Consider the following 26,689-nt stretch of genomic DNA (forward strand, 5'->3'; position numbering starts at 1 on the left):
GCTCAGCGATGGCCCAGCGATACGTTCGGCGCCGTGCCGGCCGCGATCAGTTGGTCGGCAACAACTTTGGCCTCGTCGACGGGGATGGCGAAGCCCACGCCGATCCAGCCCGTCGGACCGCCCGGATGAGTCGCGTTCATCGTTGCGATCGCAGAATTGAGCCCTATCAACGCACCGGTTGTGTCGATCAATGCGCCTCCGGAGCTGCCGGGGCTCATCGTGGCGTCCGTTTGGATCGCGTCAAGCACGGCATTACCGCTACCGGGGCCGACGATGCCCGACACCGGGCGGTGCAGCGCGCTGATGACCCCGGTGGTGACGGTGCCGTCCAGCCCGAGCGGCGCGCCGATGGCGATCACGTTTTGGCCCACATGAAGCCCGGCCGACGTTCCCATCGTGATCGGGCGCAGACCCGAAATGCCTTGCACGCGAACGACTGCGATGTCGGTCGAGGTATCGGCGCCGACGATGGCGAACGGCGCGGAGCGGCCGTCGGCGAAAGTCGCGGCGGTCTGGACCGCCATACCGGTTTGGCGCGGATCGGGCGCTGCCACAACGTGATTGTTGGTGAGAATGAATCCGTCGGCGCTCAGGACTACCCCGGAGCCCTCCTCGGTCTGATCGCCGATCGCCGTCTCCAGTTTGACCACGCTGGGAATCGCCCTGGCCGCCGCCTGCTCGACGGTTGCGGCCGCTGTACCGGCCGGCGGTTGGGTGGGCGCTGCCGGGGCGCTGACGGTGGGCGCGGCTGGGCGGAGTTCGACGACGCTGAAGGCGCCGACGGCGCCCGAGAACAGGGCAAGCGCCGCGGCGCCGAGGAGGAACCCGAACCGAGATCGCAGCCAGAGCACCCCACGTGACCGGTGTGGTCGCGGTGTTTCGTGGCGGCCGCCAGTCAATTCATGGCTGCCCGCGGGCCATTCGTGGCGGCCCACAGTGCGCAGGGGCCCGGTATGGGCATCGGTCGTCATCGTTAGCATCCGTAACACGTGTCGAATGCCCGTTTTTCGTCCGAAGAAACATCTACCGCAAGGCCTTGGCGTACAGCAGGGCGTCCAGCGGCTCGGGGGCGATGGTGGGGTACACGGCGTACCGAGTCAGCCGGCCCTCCAGCTCGAACCCGGCCCGCAGCAGCACCCGGGCCGACCGCTCGTTGTCGACATGGCAGGTGGCCCAGACGCGGTACACGCCCCGATCGGCCTGCAGCGCGTTCATCAGCAGGCCGAGCACCTCGGTCATGAATCCCTTGCCCCACCACCGCCGGCCGATGCAGTAGCCGATCTCGACCGAGTGCGGCACCGGGCGCCGGCAGCTGGTGAGTCCGATGACTTCGTCGCTGTGCCGCAACGCGATGGCCCACGTCCGTTCGTCGTCGCTGACGTTGAGCTTCTCGGCGATCACCCGCCGTGTCGCCGCCACGTCCTGGTGCGGCGTCCACTTCAGGTACTTGGTGACCTTCGGGTCGCGGGCGACCCGTTGGTAGAGCGCGCCGGCGTCGTCGAGCACGGGCGGGCGCAGCAGCAGCCGCGGCCCGGCGATGCGGTCAGGCGGGTAGTCGACCATCGCGTCAGAGCCCGAGCGCCTGATAGGTGCGGCGGACGAATTTCGGTTGCACCGATTGGAGTTTCGCCAGCGACGTGTTGCCGGCGATCGCCGCGGCCACGTCCGCGGACATGTCGGGCAGGTTCTGGACCAGATACAGCAGGATCAGGTCCGCGGTCGGGTCGGCCTGCCACCAGGTGCCGTAGGCGCCGGGCCAGCTGAAGGTGCCGAGCCCGCCCGGCCCGAACAGCGGCGCGCTCTTGGCCGGATCGGTCACCACCGACAGGTTCAGCCCGAAGCCGCGGCCCACCCAATAGGGCGCGCCCAGGAAGTTGTGCCGCTTTTGGTCGTCGGTGAGCCGGTCGGTGCGCATCATGCGGGCCGACTCCGGCGACAGCACCCGCACGCCGTCGACGGTCCCCTCGCCGAGCAGCATCCGCACGAAGCGCAGGTAGTCGTCGGCGGTCGACCACAGCCCGCCGCCGGCGTTGGGGAAGGACGGTGGCTTGATGTGCGGCGGCCCCATCGCGTCGTGGTGCAGCTGTCCCTGCCCGTCGAGCCGGTACATGGTCGCCGCGCGCCGGCGCCCTTCGGGGGACACGAAGAACCCGGTGTCGGGCATGCCCACCGGGCCCAGGATCCGTTCGTCTAGCACCTGGTGGAACGGCTTCCCCTCGATGCGGGAAGCGATGACTCCCAACAGGTCTATGGAATGGCTGTAGGTCAATCGGTCACCGGGCTGGTGGACCAGTGGCAGCTTGGCCAGCTCGGCCAGCCAGGCGTCGGGGCCCTGGTTGAACGGCAGCCGCACGTAGGCCTTGGCGATCGGCCCGGACACCGAGAAGCCGTAGGCCAGGCCGCTGGTGTGGGTGAGCAGGTCCTCGATCAGGATGGCCCGGCCCAGCGGATGCGTCCGGTGCAGCGGACCGTGCGGGTCGTCGAGCACCCACACGTCGGCGAACTCCGGCACCCAGCGCGTGATCGGATCTTTCAGCGCCAGCTTGCCGTCGTCGACCAGGCTCATCACCGCGGCCACCGTGACGGGCTTGGTCATCGACGCGATGCGAAACAGGGTGTCGCGCTGCATCGACAGGCCCGCGTCGACGTCGCGGTATCCGATCTCGTTGAGCTGCAGCACTTCTCCGCGCTGCCACACCACCGTCAACGCACCGGCGAGCAGGCCGGCGTCGCAGGCCTCGCGGAGGGAGGCCGCATTGCCGTCAAGATTCACCCCGTCGAGACTAATGTGGCGGTCGCTGGGCCTAAGCGCCGGCCGGACGGCAGGCACGCGAAAGGACGTCCTCGATCGTTTCTGCGTTCGCGTGTGGATCGCGCAGCCGCGCCGGACAGCGCCCCCACAGCAGCAGCGGCAGCTCGTGGGGCTGCAGCTCGATCGCTACGTCGGTGCCGTCCTGGGCCATCGAAAGTTCTTCCCCTGGTGTCACAGCCACCCCGGGCCGACCAGCGCTCCGCAGAACCATTGGCCGCGAGACCAAGTCAGATCTGCGCCATCGCCGCGCTTCCGCCAACGTGGACATCGCATCGAACACCGCAAGCGCATGGGTAACCATCGCCGGATCGGAGAGCGAGCGGATGCTGACATCGTCGTCGCCGACCAGATCCCATCGGTGCAGCACCGCTTCGCTATGGCTGTGCATGCGAAGCCGTTCGCCGGTCATGGCCCACCCCGTGTACATGATCGTGTCGTCCTCATCGAGGCCTGCCACAGCGGACTCGAAGCGAACGGCGTGCTGCACCAGCCGTTCTCGAAGCACGGCGTCGGGCATTGCCCGAAATGGCGGCTCGCGTTCTTCCCATGACCGCGTCGCCCTTGTGGGCTCACCCGCGAGGTGCTCCTCGATCAGGTTGGCTCGCTCCTCGGCGGCGGCCGCGACGTGCGCGGCGAGCTCGTGGGCGCTCCAGGCGGAGCACCACGTGGGCGCCGTCGGCTGTAAGCGGGACAAGCTCGAAATGAGCGCGCGCATGGCTTCGTCGCGCAGGCTCGCGGCGGCCTCCATGGCGTCCAGCCAACAGATAACCGGGTCTACGAGCTAGCGATTATTCGACATCACAGCCCGCGGCCGGTCAGCGCCGTTGCGCGCGCACGACCCAGAACGCCATCTCGATGTCGTTGCCGTCGAGTTCCCGGCGCACCGTCGCAGGCTCCAGCGATTCGATCTCCCAGCCCGCGCCGCCGAGAACGTCGCGCAGCGTCCGCTCGGACACCGCGGGCCGCGGCCGCTCCTCGTCGGGCGGCTGGGCGTCGGAGAAACAACTGAGCAGCAGGGTGGCGCCCGGCCGGGTGGCGCGGTGCGCCGCGGCCGCGTAGCTGCGCTTGCCGTCGTCGTCGAGGCAGTGGAACATGCCGCTGTCGACGATGGTGTCGAACGCGTCGGTGTAGCCCTCGAGCGTGGTGGAGTCGGCGACGGCGAACGTCACCTCGACCCCGGCGTCCGCGGCGCGCCGCTCGGCGGTTTTCAGCGCGGTCGGGGAGATGTCCAGACCGGTGACGTGGTGTCCGTTCTTGGCCAGGTAGATGGCGTTGTCGCCCAGCCCGCAGCCGACGTCGAGGACGTCGCCGCGGACCCAGCCGCCGTCCTGCCACGCGACGACAGTCTCCTTGGGCGCCTTGGTGTCCCACGGCGGCGTGGCCATGGCGGGCAGGCCCTCGGCCGGGCTTTCGCCGCGATACAGGGCATCGAAATCGAGAACCGGAAAACGAGAGGGATTTGAGGGGGAAGGCGCGCCTGTCATTTTTGCCAGGGTAGCGCGGAATGCTACGCTGCCGGGCAGTCGACATCCTTTAACGATCCGTCCAGAGAGGCGGAGAAGGAGGTCAAGGTCTCGCATGGGTGCCGCGGGTGATGCCGCCACCGGCAGGGAATTGATGTCTGCGGCCGACGTCGGTCGCACCATTTCGCGCATCGCGCATCAGATCATCGAAAAGACCGCGCTCGACAGTCCCGACGCGCCACGGGTGGTGCTGCTCGGCATCCCGACCCGCGGTGTGATCCTGGCCCAGCGCCTGGCCACCAACATCGGCGAATACAGCGGTGTCGAGGTCGGTCACGGCGCCCTCGACATCACGCTGTACCGCGATGACCTGATGCAAAAGCCGCCCCGCCCGCTGGAGGCCACGGCGATCCCGGCCGGCGGCGTCGATGACGCGCTGGTGATCCTCGTCGACGACGTGCTGTACTCCGGGCGCTCGGTGCGCTCGGCCCTGGACGCGCTGCGCGACGTGGGCCGGCCGCGCGCCGTGCAGCTGGCGGTGCTGGTCGACCGCGGCCACCGCGAATTACCGCTGCGCGCCGACTATGTCGGCAAGAACGTGCCGACCTCACGCACCGAGAGCGTGCACGTGCAACTCGCCGAGCACGACGGCCGCGACGGGGTGGTGATCTCCCGATGACCCGCCACCTGCTGACCGCCGGCGACCTCAGCCGCGACGACGCCACCGCCATCCTCGACGACGCGGACCGCTTCGCGCAGGCCCTGGTCGGCCGCGAGATCAAGAAGCTGCCGACGCTGCGCGGCCGCACCGTGATCACGATGTTCTACGAGAACTCCACCCGCACCCGGGTGTCGTTCGAGGTGGCCGGGAAGTGGATGAGCGCCGACGTGATCAACGTGAGCGCGGCCGGATCGTCGGTGGGCAAGGGCGAGTCGCTGCGCGACACCGCGCTGACGCTGCGGGCCGCTGGCGCCGACGCGCTGATCATCCGGCACCCGGCCTCCGGTGCCGCGCACCTGCTCGCCGACTGGACGGCGCCGGCGGACGGCGAGGGGCCGTCGGTCATCAACGCCGGCGACGGCACGCACGAACACCCGACGCAGGCGCTGCTCGACGCGCTGACCATCCGCCAGCGGCTCGGCGGCATCGAGGGCCGGCGCATCGTGATCGTCGGCGACATCCTGCACAGCCGGGTCGCGCGCTCCAACGTCGTGTTGCTGGACACCCTGGGCGCCGAGGTGGTGCTGGTGGCGCCGCCGACGCTGCTGCCGGTCGGCGTCGACGGCTGGCCGGCCACCGTCTCGTATGACTTCGACGCCGAGTTGCCCGCGGCCGACGCCGTGCTGATGCTGCGGGTGCAGGCCGAGCGGATGAACGGCGGCTTCTTCCCCTCGGTGCGCGAGTACTCGGTGCGCTACGGGCTTTCCGATCGGCGCCAGGCGATGCTTCCCGGCCATGCCGTGGTGCTGCACCCGGGGCCGATGGTGCGTGGCATGGAGATCGCGTCCTCGGTGGCCGATTCGTCGCAATCGGCTGTGTTGCAACAGGTTTCCAACGGTGTCCACGTCCGGATGGCCGTCCTGTTCCACGTGCTGGTCGGCGCGCAGGAGATCGCGGCATGAGCGTCCTGATCCGCGGCGTGCGCCCGTACGGCGAGGGTGACCGGGTCGACGTCCTGGTCGATGACGGCCAGATCGCCGAGATCGGGCCGGGTCTTGCCATTCCGGACACCGCCGACGTCATCGACGCCACCGACCACGTGCTGCTGCCCGGGTTCGTCGACCTGCACACCCACCTGCGCGAGCCCGGCCGCGAATACGCCGAGGACATCGAAACCGGTTCGGCGGCCGCGGCTTTGGGCGGCTACACGGCCGTGTTCGCGATGGCCAACACCAACCCCGTCGCCGACAGCCCGGTGGTCACCGACCACGTGTGGCACCGCGGCCAGCAGGTCGGCCTCGTCGACGTGCATCCCGTCGGCGCCGTCACCGTCGGGCTGGCCGGGGCCGAGCTCACCGAGATGGGCATGATGGCCGCCGGCGCCGCGCAGGTGCGCATGTTCTCCGACGACGGCATCTGCGTGCACGACCCGCTGATCATGCGCCGCGCCCTGGAGTATGCGACCGGGCTGGGGGTGCTGATCGCCCAGCACGCCGAGGAGCCCCGGCTGACGGTCGGCGCGGTCGCCCACGAGGGGCCCACGGCCGCGCTGCTGGGACTCGCGGGATGGCCGCGGGCCGCCGAGGAATCGATCGTCGCCCGCGACGCGCTGCTGGCCCGCGACGCCGGCGCCCGGGTGCACATCTGCCACGCCTCCACCGCGGGAACCGTCGAAATCCTGAAATGGGCCAAGGCGCAGGGCATTTCGATCACCGCCGAGGTCACGCCGCATCATCTGCTCCTCGACGACGCAAGACTGGCCAGCTACGACGGGGTCAACCGGGTCAACCCGCCGCTGCGCGAGGCCGCCGACGCGGTCGCGCTGCGTCAGGCGCTCGCCGACGGGGTAATCGACTGTGTGGCCACCGATCACGCCCCGCACGCCGAGCACGAAAAGTGCGTCGAGTTCTCCGCGGCGCGCCCCGGCATGCTGGGGCTGCAGACGGCCCTGTCCGTGGTGGCGAGCACGATGGTGACGCCCGGGTTGTTGACCTGGCGCGACGTCGCCCGGGTGATGAGCGAGAACCCGGCGCGCATCGTCGGCCTGCCCGACCACGGCCGGCCACTCGAGGTGGGGGAGCCGGCGAACCTGACCGTGGTGGACCCGGACGCCACCTGGACGGTCGCCGGCGGCGACCTGGCCAGCCGGTCGGCCAACACGCCATACGAGGCGATGACCTTGCCCGCCACCGTGACTGCGACCCTGCTGCGCGGCAAGATCACTGCCCGCGACGGGAAGAGTCCGGCATGAATTCGGGAACGCTGGTGGGGTCGCTGATCTTCGCGGCCGTGCTGGTGGTGGTGATCGCCGTGGTGATTCAGGTGATGATGCGTTCCTGGCAGCGCCGCGCGCAACGGCAGCAGGCGGTGATCGGGGAGTTGCCCGACATGCCCGACGAGGTGAGCTCCGCGACCCTGACGACCCGCGGCCTCTACTGCGGCTGCGCGGTCGCACCGGCCTGGAACGAGCGCATCGTCGCCGGCGATCTCGGCTATCGGAGCAAGGCGGTGCTGACCCGCTACCCCGAGGGGATCCTGTTGGAACGCGTTCGCGCCAAACCGATTTGGATTCCGGACGAGTCGATCGTGGCCATCCGCATGGAGCGCGCCATCGGAGCCAAGGTGGTGGCGCGCATTGGGATACTGGCGATCCGTTGGCGGCTGCCGTCGGGCGGCGAGATCGACACCGGATTCCGCGCGGACCACCGCGCCGACTACGACGCCTGGCTGTCAGACCCGCAGGAGGGAGCCGCGTGAGCAAGGCCCTACTGGTGCTCGAGGACGGCCGCGTCTTCACCGGCACGCCGTTCGGCGCGATCGGCCAAACCCTCGGGGAGGCGGTGTTTTCCACCGGCATGTCCGGCTATCAGGAGACGCTCACCGACCCCAGCTATCACCGGCAGATCGTGGTGGCCACGGCGCCGCAGATCGGCAACACCGGCTGGAACGAGGAGGACGCCGAGAGCCGCGGCGACAAGATCTGGGTCGCCGGCTACGCGGTGCGCGACCCGTCGCCGCGTGCGTCAAACTGGCGCGCCACCGGCACGCTGGACGACGAGCTGGTCCGGCAGAACATCGTCGGGATCGCCGGCATCGACACCCGCGCGGTGGTGCGGCACCTGCGCAGCCGCGGCTCGATGAAGGCCGGGGTGTTCTCCGGTGACGCGCTCGCCGAGCCCGCCGAACTGCTGGAGCGGGTGCGGGGCCAGCGGTCGATGCTGGGCGCCGATCTGGCCGGCGAGGTCAGCACCGACGGCACCTACATCGTCGAACCCGAAGGGCCGCAGCGGTTTACCGTGGCCGCGCTGGACCTCGGCATCAAGACCAACACCCCACGCAACTTCGCCCGTCGCGGCATCCGCAGCCATGTGCTGCCCGCATCGGCGACCTTCGAGCAGATCGCCGAGCTCAAGCCGGACGGCGTGTTCCTGTCCAACGGGCCCGGCGACCCGGCCACGGCCGACCACGTCGTCGGGCTCACCCGGGAGGTGATCGGCGCCGGAATCCCTTTGTTCGGAATCTGTTTCGGCAACCAGATCCTGGGCCGGGCGCTGGGCCTGTCCACCTACAAGATGGTGTTCGGTCACCGCGGCATCAACGTCCCCGTCATCGACCACGCCACCGGCCGGGTCGCGGTGACCGCGCAGAACCACGGGTTCGCGCTGGAAGGCGAGGCGGGCCAGTCGTTCGACACGCCGTTCGGGCCCGCGGTCGTCAGCCACACCTGCGCCAACGACGGGGTGGTCGAGGGCGTCAAACTCGCCGACGGAAAGGCATTTTCGGTGCAATACCACCCGGAGGCCGCCGCGGGTCCCCACGACGCGAATTATCTGTTCGACCAATTCGTCGACCTCATGGAAGGAAGCCGCTAGTGCCGCGGCGGACTGACCTCAACCACGTGCTGGTGATCGGCTCGGGGCCGATCGTCATCGGGCAGGCCTGCGAATTCGACTACTCCGGCACCCAGGCCTGCCGGGTGCTGCGCGCCGACGGGCTGCAGGTCAGCCTCGTCAACTCCAACCCGGCCACCATCATGACCGACCCGGAGTACGCCGATCACACCTACGTCGAACCGATCACCCCGTCGTTCGTGGAGCGGGTGATCGCCCAGCAGGCCGAGCGCGGCAACAAGATCGACGCGCTGCTGGCCACCCTCGGCGGGCAGACCGCGCTCAACACGGCCGTCGCCCTTTACGAGAACGGCGTGCTGGAGCGCTACGGCGTCGAACTGATCGGCGCGGATTTCGAGGCGATCCAGCGCGGCGAGGACCGGCAGCGGTTCAAGGACATCGTCGCCAAGGTCGGCGGCGAATCCGCCCGCAGCCGAGTGTGTTTCACGATGGACGAGGTCCGCGAGACCGTCGAGGATCTCGGCCTGCCGGTGGTGGTGCGGCCCAGCTTCACGATGGGCGGCCTGGGCTCGGGCATGGCGCATTCGGCCGAAGAGGTCGACCGGATGGCCGGTGCCGGGCTGGCCGCGAGCCCGAGCGCCAACGTGCTGATCGAGGAATCGATCTACGGCTGGAAGGAATTCGAGCTCGAGCTGATGCGCGACGGCCACGACAACGTCGTGGTGGTGTGCTCCATCGAGAACGTCGACCCGATGGGCGTGCACACCGGCGACTCGGTCACCGTCGCGCCGGCGATGACGCTGACCGACCGCGAATACCAGCGGATGCGCGATCTGGGCATCGCGATCCTGCGCGAGGTCGGGGTGGACACCGGCGGGTGCAACATCCAATTCGCGGTCAACCCGCGCGACGGCCGGCTGATCGTCGTCGAGATGAATCCGCGGGTTTCCCGATCGAGTGCGCTGGCCTCCAAGGCCACCGGCTTTCCGATCGCCAAGATCGCGGCCAAGCTGGCCATCGGCTACACCCTCGACGAGATCGTCAACGACATCACCAAGGAAACGCCCGCCTGCTTCGAGCCGACACTGGACTACGTCGTGGTCAAGGCGCCGCGGTTCGCGTTCGAGAAATTCCCCGGCGCAGATCCAACGCTGACCACGACGATGAAATCCGTCGGCGAGGCAATGTCGCTGGGCCGCAACTTCATCGAGGCGCTGGGCAAGGTGATGCGGTCGCTGGAAACGGGCCGTGCCGGCTTCTGGACGAAACCCGATCCCGACGGCCCAGAAGGAACAGTGGCCGAGGTGCTGGCCCGCCTGCAGACTCCGACCGAAGGCCGGCTCTACGACATCGAACTGGCGCTGCGGCTGGGCGCGTCGGTCGAGCAGGTCGCCGAGGCCAGCGGCGTCGACCCGTGGTTCGTCGCGCAGATCGGCGAGCTGGGAACGCTGCGCGCCGAGCTGGTCGCCGCCCCGGTGCTCGATGTCGACCTGCTGCGGCGGGCCAAGCACAGCGGGCTGTCCGACCGCCAGATCGCGGCCCTGAGACCGGAATTGGCCGGCGAGGACGGTGTCCGGTCCCTGCGCGAGCGCCTCGACATCCACCCGGTGTACAAAACGGTCGACACCTGCGCCGCGGAGTTCGAGGCCAAGACGCCCTACCACTACAGCAGCTACGAACTGGACCCGGCCGCCGAGACCGAGGTGGCGCCGCAGGCCGAGAGGCCCAAGGTGCTGATCCTGGGTTCGGGGCCGAACCGGATCGGCCAGGGCATCGAATTCGACTACAGCTGTGTGCACGCGGCAACCACGTTGAGCCAGGCCGGTTTTGAAACGGTGATGGTCAACTGCAACCCGGAGACGGTGTCCACCGACTACGACACGGCCGACCGGCTGTACTTCGAGCCGCTGACCTTCGAGGACGTGCTGGAAGTATTCCGTGCGGAATCCCAGTCCGCGGCGGGCGGCCCCGGGGTGGTCGGGGTCATCGTGCAACTCGGCGGGCAGACGCCGCTGGGACTGGCCCAGCGGCTCTTCGACGCCGGGGTTCCCATCGTGGGCACCCCGCCGGAGGCCATCGACCTGGCCGAGGACCGCGGCGCGTTCGGTGACGTGCTGCGTACCGCCGGGCTGCCCGCGCCGAAATACGGCACCGCAACGACTTTCGACCAGGCCCGCCGGATCGCCGCGGACATCGGCTACCCGGTGCTGGTGCGGCCGTCGTACGTGCTGGGCGGGCGCGGCATGGAGATCGTCTACGACGAGGAGACGCTGCGCGGCTACATCACCCGCGCCACCGAGCTGTCGCCCGAGCACCCGGTGCTCGTCGACCGTTTCCTGGAGGACGCGGTGGAGATCGACGTCGACGCGCTGTGCGACGGCGCCGAGGTCTACATCGGCGGCATCATGGAGCACATCGAGGAGGCCGGCATCCACTCCGGGGACTCGGCCTGCGCGCTGCCGCCGGTGACGTTGGGCCGCAGCGACATCGAGAAGGTCCGCCGCGCCACCGAGGCCATCGCGCACGGCATCGGCGTGGTGGGTCTGCTCAACGTGCAGTACGCCCTCAAGGACGACGTGCTCTACGTCCTGGAGGCCAACCCGCGTGCCAGCCGCACGGTTCCGTTCGTGTCGAAGGCCACGGCGATTCCACTCGCGAAGGCGTGCGCCCGGATCATGCTGGGCGCCACCATTTCCCAGCTGCGCGACGAGGGAATGCTGGTGCCGGACGGGGACGGTGCCCACGCGGCGCTGAACGCGCCGATCGCGGTCAAGGAGGCGGTGTTGCCGTTCCACCGGTTCCGCCGCGCGGACGGGGCGGCCATCGATTCGCTGCTGGGCCCGGAGATGAAGTCGACGGGCGAGGTGATGGGGATCGACCGCGACTTCGGCAGCGCCTTCGCCAAGAGCCAAACCGCCGCCTATGGATCGCTACCGGCCGAGGGCACCGTGTTCGTCTCGGTCGCCAACCGCGACAAGCGGTCGCTGGTGTTTCCCGTCAAGCGGCTGGCCGATCTGGGCTTCCGCGTTCTCGCCACCGAAGGCACCGCGGAGATGTTGCGCCGCAACGGGATTCCTTGCGACGAGGTTCGAAAGCACTTCGAGCCGCCGCAGCCGGACCGGCCCGCGGCGTCCGCCGTCGACGCGATCAAGGCCGGCGAGGTCGACATGGTGATCAACACCCCCTACGGCAACTCCGGCCCGCGCATCGACGGTTACGAAATCCGCTCGGCCGCGGTGGCCGTGAACATCCCGTGCGTCACGACGGTGCAGGGCGCGTCGGCCGCCGTGCAGGGCATCGAAGCGGGGATCCGTGGCGACATCGGCGTGCGGTCGCTGCAGGAACTGCACAGCGTCATCGGTCCGGGTGGCGCAAAGTGACGGGGTTCGGCGCCCGGCTGGCCGCGGCCAAGCTGGCCCGCGGGCCGCTGTGCCTGGGCATCGACCCCCATCCCGAGCTGCTGCGGGCCTGGGACCTGCCGACCACCGCCGACGGGCTGGCCGCGTTCTGCGACATCTGCATCGAGGCCTACGCCGGCTTCGCCGTCGTCAAGCCGCAGGTGGCGTTCTTCGAGGCCTACGGCGCCGCGGGATTCGCGGTCCTCGAGCGCACCATCGCAGCGCTGCGCTCCGCGGGAGTGCTGGTGCTGGCCGACGCCAAGCGCGGCGACATCGGGACGACGATGGCCGCCTACGCCGAGGCGTGGGCGGGCGATTCGCCGCTGGCCGCCGACGCCGTGACGGCCTCGCCGTACCTGGGCTTCGGCTCGCTGCGGCCGCTGCTGGAAGCCGCCGCGGCGCACGACCGCGGGGTGTTCGTGCTGGCGGCAACCTCCAACCCGGAGGGCGGCACGGTGCAGCGCGCCACCTTCGACGGCCGGACGGTGGCGCAGCTGATCGTCGACCAGGCGGCGGTGGTCAACCGTTCCGCCACGGTGCCCGAGCCCGGATACGTCGGCGTGGTGCTCGGCGCGACAGTGTTCGAGGCGCCCGACGTCAGCGAGCTGGGCGGACCGGTGCTGGTGCCCGGGCTAGGGGCGCAGGGCGGGCGCCCCGAGGCGCTCGCCGGCCTGGGCGGGGCGGCGCCCGGCCAGCTGCTGCCCGCGGTCGCGCGCGAGGTGCTGCGGGCCGGACCGAGCGTGGGGGACCTGCGGGCGGCGGGCGAACGGATGCTCGACGCCGTCGCGTACCTGTCCACGCTGTAGGCGCTGCCTCAGTCCGACGCCACCGCCGTGCCGGGTCTCGCGGTTTCGACGATGACTGTCGTGGCCTTGACGACGGCCACGGCGACGCTGCCCGGCTGCAGCTTCAACTCGTCGGCGGCAGCGGTGCTCATCAGCGACACGACGGTGAAGGGACCGCACTGCATTTCGACCTGGGTCATGACCTTGTCGCGGGTGACCTCGGTGACCAGGCCGACGAACCGGTTGCGGGCGGAGCTGCCGATGCTCAGCGGATCCGGCGGCGGCGTCGGCGCGTTGGTCCGGGCAAACTCGGCGAGGTCCTCGCTGGCGATCACCTTGCGCCCGGCCGCGTCCAGACCCACCGCCAGCGTGCCGTTGTTGATCCATCGCCGGACGGTGTCGTCGCTGACTCCCAGCAGCTCGGCCGCCTGACGGATGCGCAGACTCGGCACGGCCCGATCGTATCAACCGGCCCCAAGTTTGTTTGCTGGGTCCGAGGCGCAAAGCCGCGGCCCGGCCCGGTGGCCGGCGACGAATGCGGCTGCCGCCGCGGCCGGCCCTCGGGCCGGGGTCCCGGCATTTCGATCGCGCGGTCGGGCGGGTCGGGGTGCGCCCGGCGCGCCCGGGAAGGCGGCCGAAGGGCCGCGAAAGCAGCGATTCCGGGCCGGGCCACCGGCGCTTCGGCGGGCGGAAACGCGGCCGAAATCGCCGTCGCGGGGTCGCCGACCTGCCGCTGACCGTGGCGCGACACGCGCGACACGCCATGCGAAATTGCGAGATCCGCCGCACGAGTTCTCGCGACCGTCGGCGCCGCCGGCCGCGAGTCCCGGCGGCTCGGCGCCCGACGGCGGTGCGGCGCCACAAAATCCCAGGTAGAGGGCCGAAAATGGCGCAAAATCGCCGGGCCGATGGCCCCGAAATGGCGCCGTGTCCAGCCGGTTTCCGGGCCCCCAAAGGGACCCCCGGCCTGACCCGCACGGCGGGTCGACCTGCCCATTTACCCCAATAACCAGGGGGGTCGGGTTAGATTTCGTCAGGAAGCCTGAGTACGGTCGTCTCCGCTGGCTGAAGTACCCGGCAGAGACACAAGATCGAGAGATTGATCAGATACGGAGGAATCGTGGCCCTTCCCCAGTTGACCGACGAGCAGCGCGCGGCCGCGTTGGAGAAGGCGGCTGCCGCACGTCGAGCGCGAGCAGAGCTCAAGGACCGGCTGAAGCGCGGTGGCACCAGCCTGACCCAGGTGCTCAAGGACGCCGAGACCAACGAAGTCTTGGGCAAGATGAAGGTTTCTGCGCTGTTGGAGGCTTTGCCGAAGGTGGGCAAGGTCAAGGCGCAGGAAATCATGACCGAGCTGGAAATCGCGCCGACTCGCCGTCTGCGTGGTCTCGGCGACCGTCAGCGCAAGGCCCTGCTGGAAAAGTTCGGCTCCTAACCCGGCCGCGCGATGCAGGCCGAACGGCCTGTGCGGGCACCGACCCAGGAGCGCCGATGAGCGCGAGCGGGGGACCGGACGTCGAGTACGGGGCGCGTCCCGAGCCGATCGGCAACGGACGCGTGGTCGTGCTGTCCGGTCCCTCCGCGGTCGGCAAGTCCACGGTGGTCCGCTGCCTGCGTGAGCGGATCCCCAACCTGCATTTCAGCGTTTCCGCCACGACGCGGGCGCCGCGGCCCGGGGAGGTCGACGGCGTCGACTACCACTTCGTGAGCCCCGCCCGCTTTCAAGAACTCATCGACGAGGGCGCCCTGCTGGAGTGGGCCGAGATCCACGGCGGGCTGCACCGATCGGGCACCTTGGCCGAGCCGGTGCGCGCCGCCGCGGCGTCCGGGCGCCCGGTGCTCATCGAGGTCGATCTGGCCGGGGCCAGGGCCGTCAAGCGGGCGATGCCCGAAGCGATTGCGGTGTTTCTGGCGCCACCCAGCTGGGAGGACCTGGAGTCCAGGCTCGTGGGCCGCGGCACCGAGACGCCCGAGGTGATCCAGCGCCGGCTGGACACCGCCCGCGTCGAGCTGGCGGCACAGGACGACTTCGACGAGGTCGTGGTCAACAGTCGATTGGAGTCTGCGTGCGCGGAATTGGTATCCTTGCTGGTGGCAACCGCGCCTGGCCCGGATTGAGCCGCCTGGTCAGCGCCGGACCCAAACCGATCACGCATCGAGTTTCCCACCGCTTCTACGCCGCCAGGAGATTTTCTTAAGTGAGCATTCCGCAGTCCGACGCGTCGCTAGCCGCCGTGCCCGCCCTGGATCAGTTCGATCCGTCGTCAACTGGGCAGGGCGCCTACGACACCCCGTTGGGCATCACCAACCCGCCCATCGACGAATTGCTGGACCGCGTCTCGAGCAAGTACGCGCTGGTGATCTACGCGGCCAAACGGGCCCGGCAGATCAACGACTACTACAACCAGCTCGGCGAAGGCATCCTCGAGTACGTGGGTCCGCTGGTAGAGCCCGGGCTGCAGGAAAAGCCGCTGTCCATCGCGATGCGCGAGATCCACGCCGACCTGCTCGAACACACCGAGGGCGAGTAACAGGCCGGGCGCGCTGTGGACCGCAAGCGGATCGTCGTCGGCGTCTCCGGTGGCATCGCCGCCTACAAGGCGTGCACCGTCGTTCGTCAGCTCGCCGAGGCCGGTCATGAGGTCCGCGTCATCCCCACCGAATCCGCGTTGCGCTTCGTCGGGGCCGCCACTTTCGAGGCGCTTTCCGGACAGCCGGTCCACACCGGCGTCTTCTCCGACGTTCCCGAGGTGCCGCATGTGCGGCTGGGGCAGCAGGCCGACCTGGTCGTCGTCGCACCCGCCACCGCCGACCTGCTGGCCCGGGCCGTGCACGGCCGCGCCGACGACCTGCTGACCGCGACGCTGCTCACGGCGCGATGTCCGGTGCTGTTCGCACCCGCGATGCACACCGAGATGTGGTTGCACCCGGCCACCGTCGACAACGTGGCGACTTTGCGCCGCCGCGGGGCAGTTGTGCTGGAACCCGCATCCGGGCGCCTCACCGGCGCCGACAGCGGGGCCGGACGGCTGCCCGAGGCCGAGGAGATCACCACACTTGCCCACCTGCTGCTGGAGCGCCACGACGCGTTGCCCTACGACCTCGCCGGCTGCAAGCTGCTGGTGACCGCCGGTGGCACCCGCGAACCGATCGATCCCGTCCGTTTCGTCGGCAACCGCAGCTCCGGCAAGCAGGGCTACGCAGTCGCCCGGGTCGCCGCGCAGCGCGGCGCCGAGGTCACCCTGATCGCCGGGCACACCGCCGGCCTCATCGACCCCGCCGGCGTCCACGTCGTCCACGTCAGTTCGGCGCAGCAGCTCGGGGAGGCGGTGTCCAAGCACGCCCCCGACGCCGACGTGCTGGTGATGGCGGCCGCGGTGGCCGACTTCCGGCCCGCGCAGGTTGCCGCCGCCAAGATCAAAAAGGGTGGCGACGACCCGCCCACGATCGAGCTGGTGCGCAACGACGACGTGCTGGCCGGCGCGGTGCGCGCGCGCGCCCACGGCGAGCTGCCCAACATGCGGGCCATCGTGGGGTTCGCCGCCGAGACCGGCGACGCCAACGGCGATGTGCTCTTTCATGCCCGAGAGAAGTTGCGGCGCAAGGGCTGTGACCTGTTGGTCGTCAACGCCGTGGGCGACGGCAGGGCGTTCGAGGTGGACAGCAACGACGGCTGGCTGCTGGCGTCCGACGGCGCCGAGTCCGCGCTGCAGCACGGTTCCAAGACGCTGATGGCCAGTCGTATCGTTGATGCGATCGTGGCGTTTCTGCACCACACGGGCTAGCGATACGGTTGCATGCGCCCGGCTGGGCCGGTTGAGCCTAGGGCGTTAAAATAATTTGTCTAACTAAGTTTTGGGTGAGGGTGACTGGAAGGATGACAGAGTGAGCGAGAAGGGTCGGCTGTTTACCAGTGAGTCGGTGACCGAGGGACATCCCGACAAAATCTGTGACGCGATCAGCGACTCGGTCCTCGACGCGCTTTTGGCGGAGGACCCCCGCTCACGTGTCGCGGTCGAGACCCTGGTGACCACCGGGCAGGTGCACGTCGTGGGCGAGGTGACGACGACGGCGAAAGAGGCGTTCGCGGACATCACGAACACGGTGCGCGCGCGCATCCTGGAGATCGGCTACGACTCGTCGGACAAGGGCTTCGACGGCGCGTCGTGCGGCGTGAACATCGGCATCGGCGCGCAGTCGCCCGACATCGCGCAGGGCGTCGACACCGCCTACGAGGCCCGCGTCGAGGGCGAGCAGGATCCGCTGGACCTCCAGGGGGCCGGCGACCAGGGCCTGATGTTCGGCTACGCGATCAACGACACCCCGGAGCTGATGCCGCTGCCCATCGCGTTGGCGCACCGCCTGTCGCGGCGGCTGACCGAGGTCCGCAAGAACGGCACGCTGCCCTACCTGCGGCCGGACGGCAAGACGCAGGTCACCATCGAGTACGAGGACGACGTGCCGGTCCGGCTGGACACCGTGGTCGTGTCCACCCAGCACGCCGACGGCATCGACCTGGAGAAGAAGCTGGATCCCGACATCCGGGAGCACGTGCTGAAGACCGTGCTGGCGGACCTTGCACACGAGACGCTGGACTCGTCGGCGACCCGGGTGCTGGTCAACCCGACGGGGAAGTTCGTCCTCGGCGGCCCGATGGGGGACGCCGGCCTGACCGGCCGCAAGATCATCGTCGACACCTACGGCGGCTGGGCCCGCCACGGCGGCGGCGCCTTCTCCGGCAAGGATCCGTCCAAGGTGGACCGTTCGGCGGCGTACGCGATGCGCTGGGTGGCAAAGAACATCGTCGCCGCCGGCTTGGCGGAGCGGGTCGAGGTGCAGGTGGCCTACGCCATCGGCAAGGCCGCCCCGGTCGGGCTGTTCATCGAGACGTTCGGCACCGCGATCGTCGACCCGGTCAAGATCGAGAAGATCGTGCCCGAGGTGTTCGACCTGCGGCCCGGCGCGATCATCCGCGACCTGGACCTGCTGCGCCCGATCTACGCGCAGACCGCCGCCTACGGGCACTTCGGCCGCACCGACGTCGAGCTGCCGTGGGAGCAGCTGAACATGGTCGACGAGCTCAAGCGCGCTATCTAGGCAGCGGGTGGTCGGGCTCTAACGCGGGCAGGCCGTCGATGCTGCGCCGATTGCGTTCGACCAGGCGAACATAGGACTCGGCGGGCGCCTTGGCGTGATGCGCGTCGAGCACCGGCCGCTCGTCGACCAGGTCGTAGTAGGGCACCGCGAACCCGCAGGCGTCGGCGATGCGCTCGAGGTCGATCACGATGATGGCCCGCACGCCGGGATGTTCGCCATCGAAATGCGTTCGCAGGCCCTCGAATTCGGCGTCATCGGGCCGGATCGCGCGGCCGGTGCCGAACAATCGCAGGATCCGCGAGTTGCGGGTGAACGAGCAGAACATGATGGTGATGCGGCCGTTGTCGCGCAGGTGGGCGATGGTTTCCACGCCGCTGCCGAACATGTCCAGGTAGGCCACGGTGTGGTCGTCCAGCACCGCGAACGTGTCCCGATACCCCTTGGGGGAGAGGTTGATTCGGCCGCCTTCGGACGGAGCGGTGGCCACGAAGAACACGGCCTGCTCGCCGATGAACTCCCGCAGCGACTCGTCGATACGCGAAAACTCTTTCGCCACGCGTCGAAGCTTAATGCAAGGCCGCAACCGAATTTGCGGTCTAGCCGGTGAATCGGTAGTCGTCGAGGTCGAAACGCCGGCTGCGCCAGTAGGTCTGCAACGTGGTGGCCGGGCGCAGCGGCACGTCGCCGTTCTTGTCGAAGTAGTAGCTGTTGGCCTGCCGGCAGCTGTCCTGCCAGAAGATCTGCCGGTGTCGCTTGCGCATCATCTCGGCGAAGTAGCGGTCGTTGGCCTCCTCGGTGACCTCGACCCGCGTCGCGCCCTTGCGCCGCGCGTGCTTCAGGCACCGCACGATGTGGTGGGTCTGGGTCTCGATCAGCGCGAAATACGACGAGCCGACGTAGCCGTAGGGGCCGAATACGGTGAACATGTTGGGGAAACCGGGAATGCTGACGCCCTCGTAGGCCTGCAGGCGATGCTCGTCCCAGAAGCGGCTCAACGACCGGCCGCCGCTTCCGGTGACCGCGAAGGTCGGGACGTTGTCGGTGTCCATCACCTTGAAGCCCGTCGCCAGGATCAGCACGTCGACCTCGTGGTTTTCGCCGTCGGTGGTGGCCACCGCCGCAGGGGTGATCTTGTCGATCGGTTCGGTGACCAGCCGAACGTTGTCGCGGTTGAAGGTGGCCAGATACGTGTTGTGGAAGCCCGGCCGTTTACAGCCCACGGCGTAGCGCGGCGTGAGTTGCTCGCGCACCGCCGGGTCGTGGACCTGCTGACGCAGGTAGCGCAGCCCGGCCGACTCCATCCTCTTGGCCACCGGAAACACGGTGAAGTACTGCACCGCGATCGGGAAGGTCACCTCGACGAAAGCCTGGGTGATCAGCCGCTGCACGACTTTGCCGCCGGGGATGCGCATCGCCCAGCGCGCCGGTGCGGGCAGCGGGACGTCGAACTTCGGGAAGCACCAGATCGGGGTGCGCTGAAACACGGTGAGCTGCTTGACGATTGGGGCGATCTCGGGGATGACTTGCACCGCCGACGCGCCGGTGCCGATGATCGCAACGCGCTTGCCCGTGAGGTCCTGCGCGTGATCCCACCGCGCGGTGTGCATGGTGATGCCGGCGAACGAGTCCACGCCGTCGATATCGGGCAGATTCGGCACGGTCAGCACGCCGCTGGCGCTGATCAAGAACCTGGCGGTGATTTCGCCGCCGGGGTCGGTCTGCACCCGCCACAGCGATCGCTCGTCGTCGAACTCGGCGGAAAGCACCTTGGTGTTGAACCGGATCCGCGACCGGATGTCGTACTTGTCCACGCAGTGTTCGGCGTAGGCCTTCAGCTCGTGGCCCGGGGCGTAGGTTCGCGACCAGCGCGGGCTCTGCTCGAACGAGTACTGGTAGGAAAACGACGGAATGTCCACGGCGATACCGGGATAGGTGTTCCAGTGCCAGGTGCCGCCGACACCGTCGCCGGCCTCGACCACGAGGTAATTGGGCAGCCGGGCCTTGTCGAGCTTGATCGCGGCGCCGATACCGGAGAACCCGGCGCCGACGATCAGGGCATCGTAGTCGAGGTTCATGCGCGTGGCTTTCCGATCACGTGCACTCCGTCCTTCGGTCGTAGCGTCAGCGTCGCCTCGAGTTCGACGGGCGGGCCTGGCGCGAGGTCAAAGGTAAAGCGCTGACTCATGATCGCCGCCATCAGCACCATCTCCATCATCGCGAAACTCTGCCCGATGCAGATGCGCCGGCCGCCGCCGAACGGCAGGTACGCCGAGCGGGGCCGGTCGGATGGTGTGCAAAAACGGTTGGGATCGAACGTCTCTGGGTCGGGCCACCAGCGCGGGTCGTGGTGAATGTGATGGATCGGGATGAGGACGGTGGTGCCGCGACGGATGTGGTGGCCGCCGATCACGTCCTCCTCGATGGCCCGCCGCGAGATGGTCCACACTGCCGAGTAGTAGCGCTGCGATTCCTGCAGGCACGCGGTGGTCCACGGCAGCCTGCCCAGGTCGTCGGCAGTAGGTCGGCGAGCGCCGAGCACGTCGTCGATCTCGGCGAGCATCCGGTCGCGGGCGTCGGGGTGCTGCGCCATCAGATACCAGAACCAGGACATGGCGTTGGCGGTGGTCTCGTGGCCGGCGAGCATGAACGTCAGGGCCTCGTCGCGGATCCGCTGACGGGGCCAGCGCCCACCGTCGGCGCGCAGCAGCACGTTGAGCAGGTCCGCGGAGTCGGTCGGGTGCAGCATCCGGTGATCGATCACGGCGTTGACCGCGCGGTCGAGGGTCAGCGTGATGTCCTGCATGTCGCGCAGCGGCGGCGGCATGCGGACGCCGGAGAAGGCCAGCCAGTGCAGCGCGTCGTAGACGGGGGGCGGCATCAGGCCCCACAGCCCGAGTCGTTGCAGCCGCTCGGCATGCCGCAGCCCGCGCCTCGCCAGGTCGTTCATGCCTTCCACCAGCGGCCCGAAGTCCTGGCTGAACAGGGAATTGGCGACCACGCGCAGCGTCGCCTCGACCATCGTCTGGTGGATGTCGAAGCGGGTGCCCGTCGGCAGCTCGTCGGTGACGGCCGCGATGGGGTCGATCATCAGGTCGACGATGCCGTTCAGGTGGCGCCGGGCGAAGGTCGGGTTCAGCTGGCCGCGGTGCGCCGCCCAGGAATCGCCCTCGTCGGTGAGCAGGTTGATGCCGGCGGTGGCGCGTATCGGCTCGTATTCGGATGACTTGACGTATTTCAGCCGCGCCTCGTGTAGCACGTGATCGACGTAGTCGGGGTGACTGATCGAGACGAAACGCCTACTGGCGCAGCGGAATCGAACGATATCGCTGCCGGATATCCGGCTCATGAATCCGTCGCCCACGTCGAATCCGACGGTGAGGGCCTCGCGCGTCATCGTCCAAAAGCTCAGGCGTCTGGCGGGGCCCGCCAGCGGCCGCTCAGCGGTGAGGGTCGCCATGACTCAACTGTAGGGGTGACGCCGGCGCCGAGTAATGAGATTATCGGACAAGGAGTTGGGAGTTTAGGACATCGCATGGACCAGCCGCCGACGCTGAGTCACACCGTGCACGCGACCCGGGTGCTGTGCGAGGTGGCCAACGAACACGGGGTGCCGACCAGCGAGGTGCTGGCGGGCACCGCCATCGGCCCTGCCGACCTGAACAACCCCGACACCATGGTCAGCGCCCTCGACGAGATCGAGGCGGTGCGCCGCGTGCTCGCCCGACTTCCGGGCGAGGCCGGCATCGGCGTCGATGTGGGCAGCCGGTCCACGCTTACCCATTTGGGATTGTTCGGGTTTGCCGTCATGTCGTGCGGCACCCTTCGGGAACTGTTTTCCATCGCGATGCGCTATTTCGCGCTGACCACGATGCAGATCAACCTCGCGTTGTTCGAAACCGCCGAGGAGTGCGTGATCGAGCTTGACGCCGGCCACCTGCCCGCGGATGTGCGGGGCTTCTTCATCGAGCGCGACATCGCTGGAATCCTAGCGACCACAAACACTTTCGTGCTGCCGGTCGCGGAGAAATACGCCGACCAGGTATCAGCCGAACTGGCGGTCGACGAGGAACTGCTGCGGCCGCTGCTCGACGTCGTCCCCGTGCACGACGTCGCGTTCGGCCGGGCGCACAACCGGGTGCGCATTCCGCGCGCCATGTTCGACGAGCCGCTGCCGCAGGCGGACCGGCACACGCTGGAAATGTGCATGGCGCAGTGCGACGTGCTGATGCAGAACAGCCAGGGCCGGCGAGGGATCACCGCGCTCGTGCGCAGCAAGCTGTTCCGCGATTCCGGTGTGTTCCCAACGCTTCCCGACGTCGCCGAGGAGCTCGACGTGCACCCGCGAACGCTGCGCCGGCGGCTCGCCGAGGAAGGAACGTCGTTCCGCGCGCTGCTCAACGAAGCGAGATCCACCGTGGCCGTGGACTTGCTGCGCAATGTCGGGCTGACGGTCGAGGAGGTGTCCACCCGGCTGGGTTACACCGAAGTCTCGACGTTTTCGCACGCGTTCAAACGCTGGTATGGCGTTGCGCCCAGCGCGTATTCACGCCAGGGCTAAGCGCCTTAGGGGTGCAGCGCCTTCTTCAGCGCCGCCAGCCCGCGGTTGGTGGCCTCGGCGGCCGCGGGGATCACGAGGGCGAAGCTGGCGTAGCCGTGCACCAGGGTCGGCTCGTTGCTCAGTTCGGCGGGCACGCCCGCGGCGTTGAGCAGCTGCGCGTAGCGGGCGCCGTCGTCGCGCAGCGGATCGTGTTCGGCGGTCCCGATGTAGGCGGGCGGCAGACCGGACAGGTCGGGGGCGTTGGCCGGGGCGAGGGTTACCGGCAGCGTCGTGGGGTCGCTGATATCGATGCCGGGCAGGTACCAGGGCAGAAAGGCGTCGATGACGTCGCGGTCCAGGATCGGCGCGGTGGCGTTCTCGGTGTACGACGGCAGTGACAGGTCGGCGGTGACAACGGGGTACCACAGCAGCTGGAACGCCAGCTGGGGCCCGGCGTTCTCGCGCGCGAGGTGCGCCATGACCGCGGCGAGGTTGCCGCCCGCCGAGTCGCCGGCGACGGCGATTCGGTCCGGGTCGCCGCCCAGCTCGGCGGCGTGCTCGGCGACCCACTGCAGCGCGGCCCAGGAATCGTTGACGGCGGCGGGGAACGGATGTTCCGGCGCGAGCCGGTAGTCGACGGACACCACGATGGCGTCGGCGCCGACGGCGTGCGCGCGGGCGACGGGCTCGTGGGTGTCCAGGTCGCCCAGCGCGAATCCGCCGCCGTGATAGAAGACGACGATCGGCGACGGCGTATCCACCCCGGCCGGCCAGTAGATCCGAACGGGAATGTCGCCGAGCTCGCCGTGCCCGACCGTCCGCTCCTCGACCCGCAGCTGCGGAAGCATTTCCACCGGCACCTGAAGCTGCTTGAGCCGCGCGCGGGCGACCTCCACGCCGTCGGTTGCCTTGAAGGTCATCGGGTAGGCGTCGAGCAGCGCCTTGAACGTCGGATCGATGCCTGGTCGGGCGATGGTGGGCTCAATCATTGGTACAACATACGCCAGGGATTTACCTGTACAGCGCATTGCGCAGCGCCGCGAGGCCGCGCTCCAGCGCGGCGGTGGCCGCGGGGACCACGCCGGCGTAGCCGAGGTAGCCGTGCACCATCGTCTCGGCGTTGTGCACCTCCACGGGCACACCGGCGGCGGCCAGCAGCTCGCCGTACCGGATGCCGTCGTCGCGCAGCGGATCGTGGCCGGCGACACCGATGTAGGCGGGCGCCACGCCGGTCAGGTCTTTCGCCCGGCCCGGCGCTACCCCGGGAGGCGGATCGGACAGGTCGATTTCGCCGGCGTACCACCGGGAGAACGCGGCGACGGCGCGGGTGTCGAGTATTGGCGCCGAGGCGTTCTCGGTGAACGACGGCAGCGAGGGGTCCCACATCGCGGACGGATACCACAGCAGCTGAAAAACCAACGCCGGTCCGCCCTTGCCGGCGCGGGCGCGTTGGGCCATCACCGCCGAGATGGTGCCGCCCGCCGAATCGCCGGCCACCGCCATCCGGGCACGGTCGGCGCCGATCTCGGTGCCGTGCTCGGCGACCCAAAGCGTTGCGGCCCAAGCGTCTTCGATCGCGGCCGGGTACGGGTGCTCGGGCGCCAACCGGTAGTCGACGGACACCACGATCGCGTCCGCGCCCACCGCGTGCTGCCGGCACTCGCCGTCGTGGGTGTCGAGGTCGCCCACGACGAAGCCGCCGCCATGAAAAAACACGACGACCGGCCAGCCGATGCTCGGCGGGGTGGCTTCGGAATCGGTTGGCGGCCAATAGATCCGGATGCCGACGGGGCCCGCCGGGCCGTCGATGGTCCGGTCCTCGACCCGCAATTCGGGATGGAAGGAGCGGCGCGGCAGGTCGCGGAACCGCTGGCGCGCAGCATCGATGCCGTCGTCGGTCGATAGCCGGAACGGAACCGCATCCAGTACCTTCAGCAGGATGGGGTCGATCTCGTCGGCTTTTTTCTCCAAGTCGGGCATGGAGGTACCGTACGCATCCCGCCTGGTGGCCGGGTGTTGGGTGGTGGCCGGCTGGGCGGGACTGGCCTACGGCATCTACCTGACGGTGATCGCATTGCGCTCGCCCCCGGGCATCGAGCTGACCGGTCATTGGGTGCTGCAGCCGCCGTTCAAGGCATCGATGGCGCTGTTGCTGACGGTCGCCGCGGTGGTTCACGCCATCGTGCGCGAGCGGCGCTGGCTGATGCCGGCGCTGCTGCTGTCGGCCGTCGGCGACTGGCTGCTCGCGATCCCGTGGTGGGGGCCGTCCTTCGTCGGCGGGCTGGCCGCGTTCCTGTTGGCGCACCTGTGTTTTCTGGGCGCGCTGCTTCCACTGGCGCGCGCACGATCACGGCCGCGCCTCGCCGCCGCCGCGGTGATGTGCGTGGCGGCGACGTCACTGCTGGCATGGCTGTGGCCGCATCTGGGCAAGGACAAGCTTGCGGTCACGGCCTACATCGTCGTGCTGACCGCCATGGTGTGCGCGGCACTGCTGGCGGAGCTGCCGACGATATGGACCGCAGTGGGGGCCGTGTGTTTCGCCGTGTCGGACGCGATGATCGGCATCGGCCGGTTCATCCTGGGCAACGAGGCGCTCGCGGTGCCGATCTGGTGGGCGTACGCCGCGGCCCAGATCCTGATCACCGCCGGTTTCTTTTTCGGTCGAGAACAACCCGCCGATGACAGCCCCGAGGACCTTGAAAGCCAAGGGTAGCAACACGTCTCGCGAGGCAGCGTGACTGCCAAACCGCGCACACCCGTCGAGGTGGAGCCCATCGCCAGGGTGCTGCCGATGCTGTCGGTCCCGCACCTGGATCGCGAATTCGACTACCTGGTCTCGGCCGAGCAGTCCGACGATGCGCAGCCGGGGGTCCGGGTGCGGGGGCGTTTTCACGGCCGGCTGGTCGACGCGTTCCTGCTCGAGCGCCGCAACGACACCGATCACGCCGGCAAGCTGGGTTGGCTCGATCGTGTCGTGTCGCCCGAGCCGGTGCTGACCGCGGAGATCCGTCGCTTGGTCGACGCGGTGGCCGCGCGGTACGCCGGCACCCGGCCGGACGTGCTGCGCCTGGCCATTCCGGCCAGGCACGCCAGGGTGGAGCGGGAAACCGCGGCGCCCCCGCACCCGGCGCCCCCGGCACCGGTCGACCCGTCGGGGTGGGAGCTCTACGCCCGCGGCGGGCAATTCCTGGCGGCCCTGGCCGAGTCGCGTGCGGCGCGCGCGGTGTGGCAGGCGTTGCCGGGCGAGTCGTGGTCGGACCGGTTCGCCGAGGCCGCCGCGCAGACCATCCGCGCCGGGCGCGCGGTGCTGGCGATCGTGCCCGACCAGGGCGATCTGGACGCGCTGTGGCGATCCGCGACGGCCCGGATCGACGAACACTGCGTGGTCGCGCTGTCGGCGGGCCTCGGGCCGGCCGCGCGCTACCGGCGCTGGCTCGCCGCGTTGCGGGGCAGCGCCCGGCTGGTGATCGGCACCCGCAGCGCGGTGTTCGCACCCCTGTCCGACCTGGGCCTGGTCATGGTCTGGGCCGACGCCGACGACAGCCTGGCCGAGCCGCGGGCGCCGTACCCGCATGCGCGCGAGGTGGCGATGCTGCGCGCGCATCAGGCGCGATGCGCGGCGCTAATCGGGGGCTATGCCCGCACCGCCGAGGCGCAGGCGCTGGTGCGCAGCGGATGGGCGCACGACATCGTGGCGGCCCGGCCGGTGGTGCGCGCCCGCACTCCCCGGGTGGTGGCCCTGGACGACAGCGGCTACGCCGACGAGCGCGACCCGGCGGCCCGCACCGCACGCATACCGTCCATCGCGCTGGGCGCGGCCCGCGCGTCGCTGGAGGCCGGTGCGCCGGTGCTCGTTCAGGTGCCGCGGCGCGGGTACGTCCCCTCGCTCGCCTGCGGGCGCTGCCGCACCATCGCCCGTTGCCGGCACTGCACGGGTCCGCTGTCGTTGCAGGAACGCGGGTTGGGTGCCGTGTGCCGCTGGTGTGGCCGCGCCGAACCGGCGCTGCGATGCGCGCGGTGCGGGTCCGACGCGGTGCGCGCGGTCGTCGTGGGGGCTCGGCGCACCGCCGAGGAGCTCGGCCGCG

General features: G+C 69.5%; 25 protein-coding genes and 1 pseudogene. 15 read left to right on the forward strand and 11 right to left on the reverse strand.

The features are described from left to right. Positions 1-2 precede the first annotated feature (2 nt). From A5736_RS24935 to A5736_RS24955, 5 genes are all read right to left on the reverse strand, one after another. Positions 3-971 (reverse strand): S1C family serine protease, encoded by a 969-nt coding sequence (locus A5736_RS24935; RefSeq protein WP_076124979.1) that lies wholly within the window; start codon positions 969-971, stop codon positions 3-5. A gap of 52 nt (positions 972-1,023) precedes the next feature. Then, entirely contained in the window at positions 1,024-1,563 is a 540-nt protein-coding gene (locus A5736_RS24940) for a GNAT family N-acetyltransferase (RefSeq protein WP_076124982.1), read from the reverse strand. Positions 1,564-1,567: 4 nt separating this feature from the next. Further along, positions 1,568-2,773 carry a serine hydrolase gene (locus A5736_RS24945; protein WP_076249142.1) on the reverse strand — a complete coding sequence of 402 codons (1,206 nt, stop codon included), beginning with the start codon at positions 2,771-2,773 and terminating at the stop codon, positions 1,568-1,570. 31 nt (positions 2,774-2,804) lie between these two features. Further along, entirely contained in the window at positions 2,805-3,560 is a 756-nt protein-coding gene (locus A5736_RS24950; protein ID WP_076249143.1) for a maleylpyruvate isomerase N-terminal domain-containing protein, read from the reverse strand. Positions 3,561-3,627: 67 nt separating this feature from the next. Beyond that, positions 3,628-4,296, reverse strand: a complete 669-nt coding sequence (locus A5736_RS24955) for a class I SAM-dependent methyltransferase (protein ID WP_076249144.1) — start codon at positions 4,294-4,296, stop codon at positions 3,628-3,630. A 94-nt stretch (positions 4,297-4,390) separates the two neighbouring features. On the opposite strand from A5736_RS24955, the gene pyrR reads away from it, so the two are divergent. The 7 genes from pyrR to pyrF are packed head-to-tail and all read left to right on the forward strand — an operon-like array spanning position 4,391 to position 12,991. Next, positions 4,391-4,954: a bifunctional pyr operon transcriptional regulator/uracil phosphoribosyltransferase PyrR gene (gene pyrR / locus A5736_RS24960; protein ID WP_076249145.1), complete on the forward strand. Its 564-nt coding sequence runs from the start codon at positions 4,391-4,393 to the stop codon at positions 4,952-4,954. Continuing rightward, positions 4,951-5,898 carry an aspartate carbamoyltransferase catalytic subunit gene (locus A5736_RS24965; RefSeq protein WP_076064758.1) on the forward strand — a complete coding sequence of 316 codons (948 nt, stop codon included), beginning with the start codon at positions 4,951-4,953 and terminating at the stop codon, positions 5,896-5,898. Before pyrR ends, A5736_RS24965 begins: the two co-directional genes overlap by 4 nt. Beyond that, complete coding sequence (locus A5736_RS24970) at positions 5,895-7,187, forward strand: dihydroorotase (RefSeq protein WP_076249146.1); 1,293 nt, start codon at positions 5,895-5,897, stop codon at positions 7,185-7,187. Before A5736_RS24965 ends, A5736_RS24970 begins: the two co-directional genes overlap by 4 nt. Then, a complete protein-coding gene (locus tag A5736_RS24975) occupies positions 7,184-7,693 on the forward strand; it encodes a transporter (protein WP_076249147.1) in 510 nt (169 codons plus the stop codon). Before A5736_RS24970 ends, A5736_RS24975 begins: the two co-directional genes overlap by 4 nt. Continuing rightward, positions 7,690-8,808 carry a glutamine-hydrolyzing carbamoyl-phosphate synthase small subunit gene (gene carA, locus A5736_RS24980; protein ID WP_175611379.1) on the forward strand — a complete coding sequence of 373 codons (1,119 nt, stop codon included), beginning with the start codon at positions 7,690-7,692 and terminating at the stop codon, positions 8,806-8,808. The genes A5736_RS24975 and carA overlap by 4 nt, the downstream gene beginning before the upstream one ends. Beyond that, entirely contained in the window at positions 8,808-12,167 is a 3,360-nt protein-coding gene (carB, locus tag A5736_RS24985) for a carbamoyl-phosphate synthase large subunit (RefSeq protein ID WP_076249148.1), read from the forward strand. Before carA ends, carB begins: the two co-directional genes overlap by 1 nt. After that, positions 12,164-12,991, forward strand: a complete 828-nt coding sequence (gene pyrF / locus A5736_RS24990) for an orotidine-5'-phosphate decarboxylase (protein WP_076125001.1) — start codon at positions 12,164-12,166, stop codon at positions 12,989-12,991. The genes carB and pyrF overlap by 4 nt, the downstream gene beginning before the upstream one ends. 8 nt (positions 12,992-12,999) lie before the next feature. Here the strand turns inward: pyrF and A5736_RS24995 are convergent, their stop codons facing one another. Then, positions 13,000-13,422 (reverse strand): molybdopterin-binding protein, encoded by a 423-nt coding sequence (locus tag A5736_RS24995; protein ID WP_076125003.1) that lies wholly within the window; start codon positions 13,420-13,422, stop codon positions 13,000-13,002. A gap of 668 nt (positions 13,423-14,090) precedes the next feature. Here A5736_RS24995 and mihF point away from each other — a divergent pair. From mihF to metK, 5 genes are all read left to right on the forward strand, one after another. Further along, positions 14,091-14,405, forward strand: coding sequence for an integration host factor, actinobacterial type (gene mihF, locus A5736_RS25000; protein ID WP_076063029.1), 315 nt, complete (start codon positions 14,091-14,093; stop codon positions 14,403-14,405). Between the two features lie 56 nt (positions 14,406-14,461). Continuing rightward, entirely contained in the window at positions 14,462-15,088 is a 627-nt protein-coding gene (gene gmk, locus A5736_RS25005) for a guanylate kinase (protein WP_076125005.1), read from the forward strand. 80 nt (positions 15,089-15,168) lie between these two features. Next, positions 15,169-15,501: a DNA-directed RNA polymerase subunit omega gene (gene rpoZ, locus A5736_RS25010; RefSeq protein WP_076125007.1), complete on the forward strand. Its 333-nt coding sequence runs from the start codon at positions 15,169-15,171 to the stop codon at positions 15,499-15,501. A gap of 15 nt (positions 15,502-15,516) precedes the next feature. Beyond that, complete coding sequence (gene coaBC / locus A5736_RS25015) at positions 15,517-16,755, forward strand: bifunctional phosphopantothenoylcysteine decarboxylase/phosphopantothenate--cysteine ligase CoaBC (RefSeq protein ID WP_076249149.1); 1,239 nt, start codon at positions 15,517-15,519, stop codon at positions 16,753-16,755. Between the two features lie 100 nt (positions 16,756-16,855). Then, on the forward strand, positions 16,856-18,067 hold the full coding sequence (metK, locus tag A5736_RS25020; protein WP_076125012.1) for a methionine adenosyltransferase: 1,212 nt from the start codon (positions 16,856-16,858) through the stop codon (positions 18,065-18,067). Here metK and A5736_RS25025 read toward each other — a convergent pair. The 3 genes from A5736_RS25025 to A5736_RS25035 are packed head-to-tail and all read right to left on the reverse strand — an operon-like array spanning position 18,060 to position 21,524. Then, entirely contained in the window at positions 18,060-18,623 is a 564-nt protein-coding gene (locus A5736_RS25025; protein ID WP_076249150.1) for a pyridoxamine 5'-phosphate oxidase family protein, read from the reverse strand. The two genes, metK and A5736_RS25025, sit on opposite strands and share 8 nt — an antisense overlap. Positions 18,624-18,663: 40 nt before the next feature. After that, positions 18,664-20,142, reverse strand: a complete 1,479-nt coding sequence (locus A5736_RS25030) for an NAD(P)/FAD-dependent oxidoreductase (RefSeq protein ID WP_076249151.1) — start codon at positions 20,140-20,142, stop codon at positions 18,664-18,666. Next, entirely contained in the window at positions 20,139-21,524 is a 1,386-nt protein-coding gene (locus A5736_RS25035; RefSeq protein WP_076249152.1) for a cytochrome P450, read from the reverse strand. The genes A5736_RS25030 and A5736_RS25035 overlap by 4 nt, the downstream gene beginning before the upstream one ends. A gap of 75 nt (positions 21,525-21,599) precedes the next feature. Here A5736_RS25035 and A5736_RS25040 point away from each other — a divergent pair, with 75 nt between their 5' ends. After that, a complete protein-coding gene (locus tag A5736_RS25040; protein ID WP_076249153.1) occupies positions 21,600-22,625 on the forward strand; it encodes an AraC family transcriptional regulator in 1,026 nt (341 codons plus the stop codon). Positions 22,626-22,630: 5 nt separating this feature from the next. Here the strand turns inward: A5736_RS25040 and A5736_RS25045 are convergent, their stop codons facing one another. Both A5736_RS25045 and A5736_RS25050 read right to left on the reverse strand, forming a co-directional pair. Continuing rightward, positions 22,631-23,593 (reverse strand): alpha/beta hydrolase, encoded by a 963-nt coding sequence (locus tag A5736_RS25045; RefSeq protein WP_076249154.1) that lies wholly within the window; start codon positions 23,591-23,593, stop codon positions 22,631-22,633. A 22-nt stretch (positions 23,594-23,615) separates the two neighbouring features. After that, positions 23,616-24,584: an alpha/beta hydrolase gene (locus A5736_RS25050; RefSeq protein WP_076249155.1), complete on the reverse strand. Its 969-nt coding sequence runs from the start codon at positions 24,582-24,584 to the stop codon at positions 23,616-23,618. On the opposite strand from A5736_RS25050, the gene A5736_RS25055 reads away from it, so the two are divergent. Together A5736_RS25055 and A5736_RS25060 are read left to right on the forward strand one after the other, a co-directional pair. Then, on the forward strand, positions 24,583-25,317 hold the full coding sequence (locus A5736_RS25055; protein WP_076249156.1) for a lysoplasmalogenase: 735 nt from the start codon (positions 24,583-24,585) through the stop codon (positions 25,315-25,317). The two genes, A5736_RS25050 and A5736_RS25055, sit on opposite strands and share 2 nt — an antisense overlap. A gap of 78 nt (positions 25,318-25,395) precedes the next feature. Next, positions 25,396-26,689, forward strand: a pseudogene (locus A5736_RS25060) (primosome assembly protein PriA); the annotation flags it as partial.

The organism is Mycobacterium sp. SP-6446 (assembly GCF_001954045.1).
In the GTDB taxonomy this organism is placed as follows: domain Bacteria; phylum Actinomycetota; class Actinomycetes; order Mycobacteriales; family Mycobacteriaceae; genus Mycobacterium.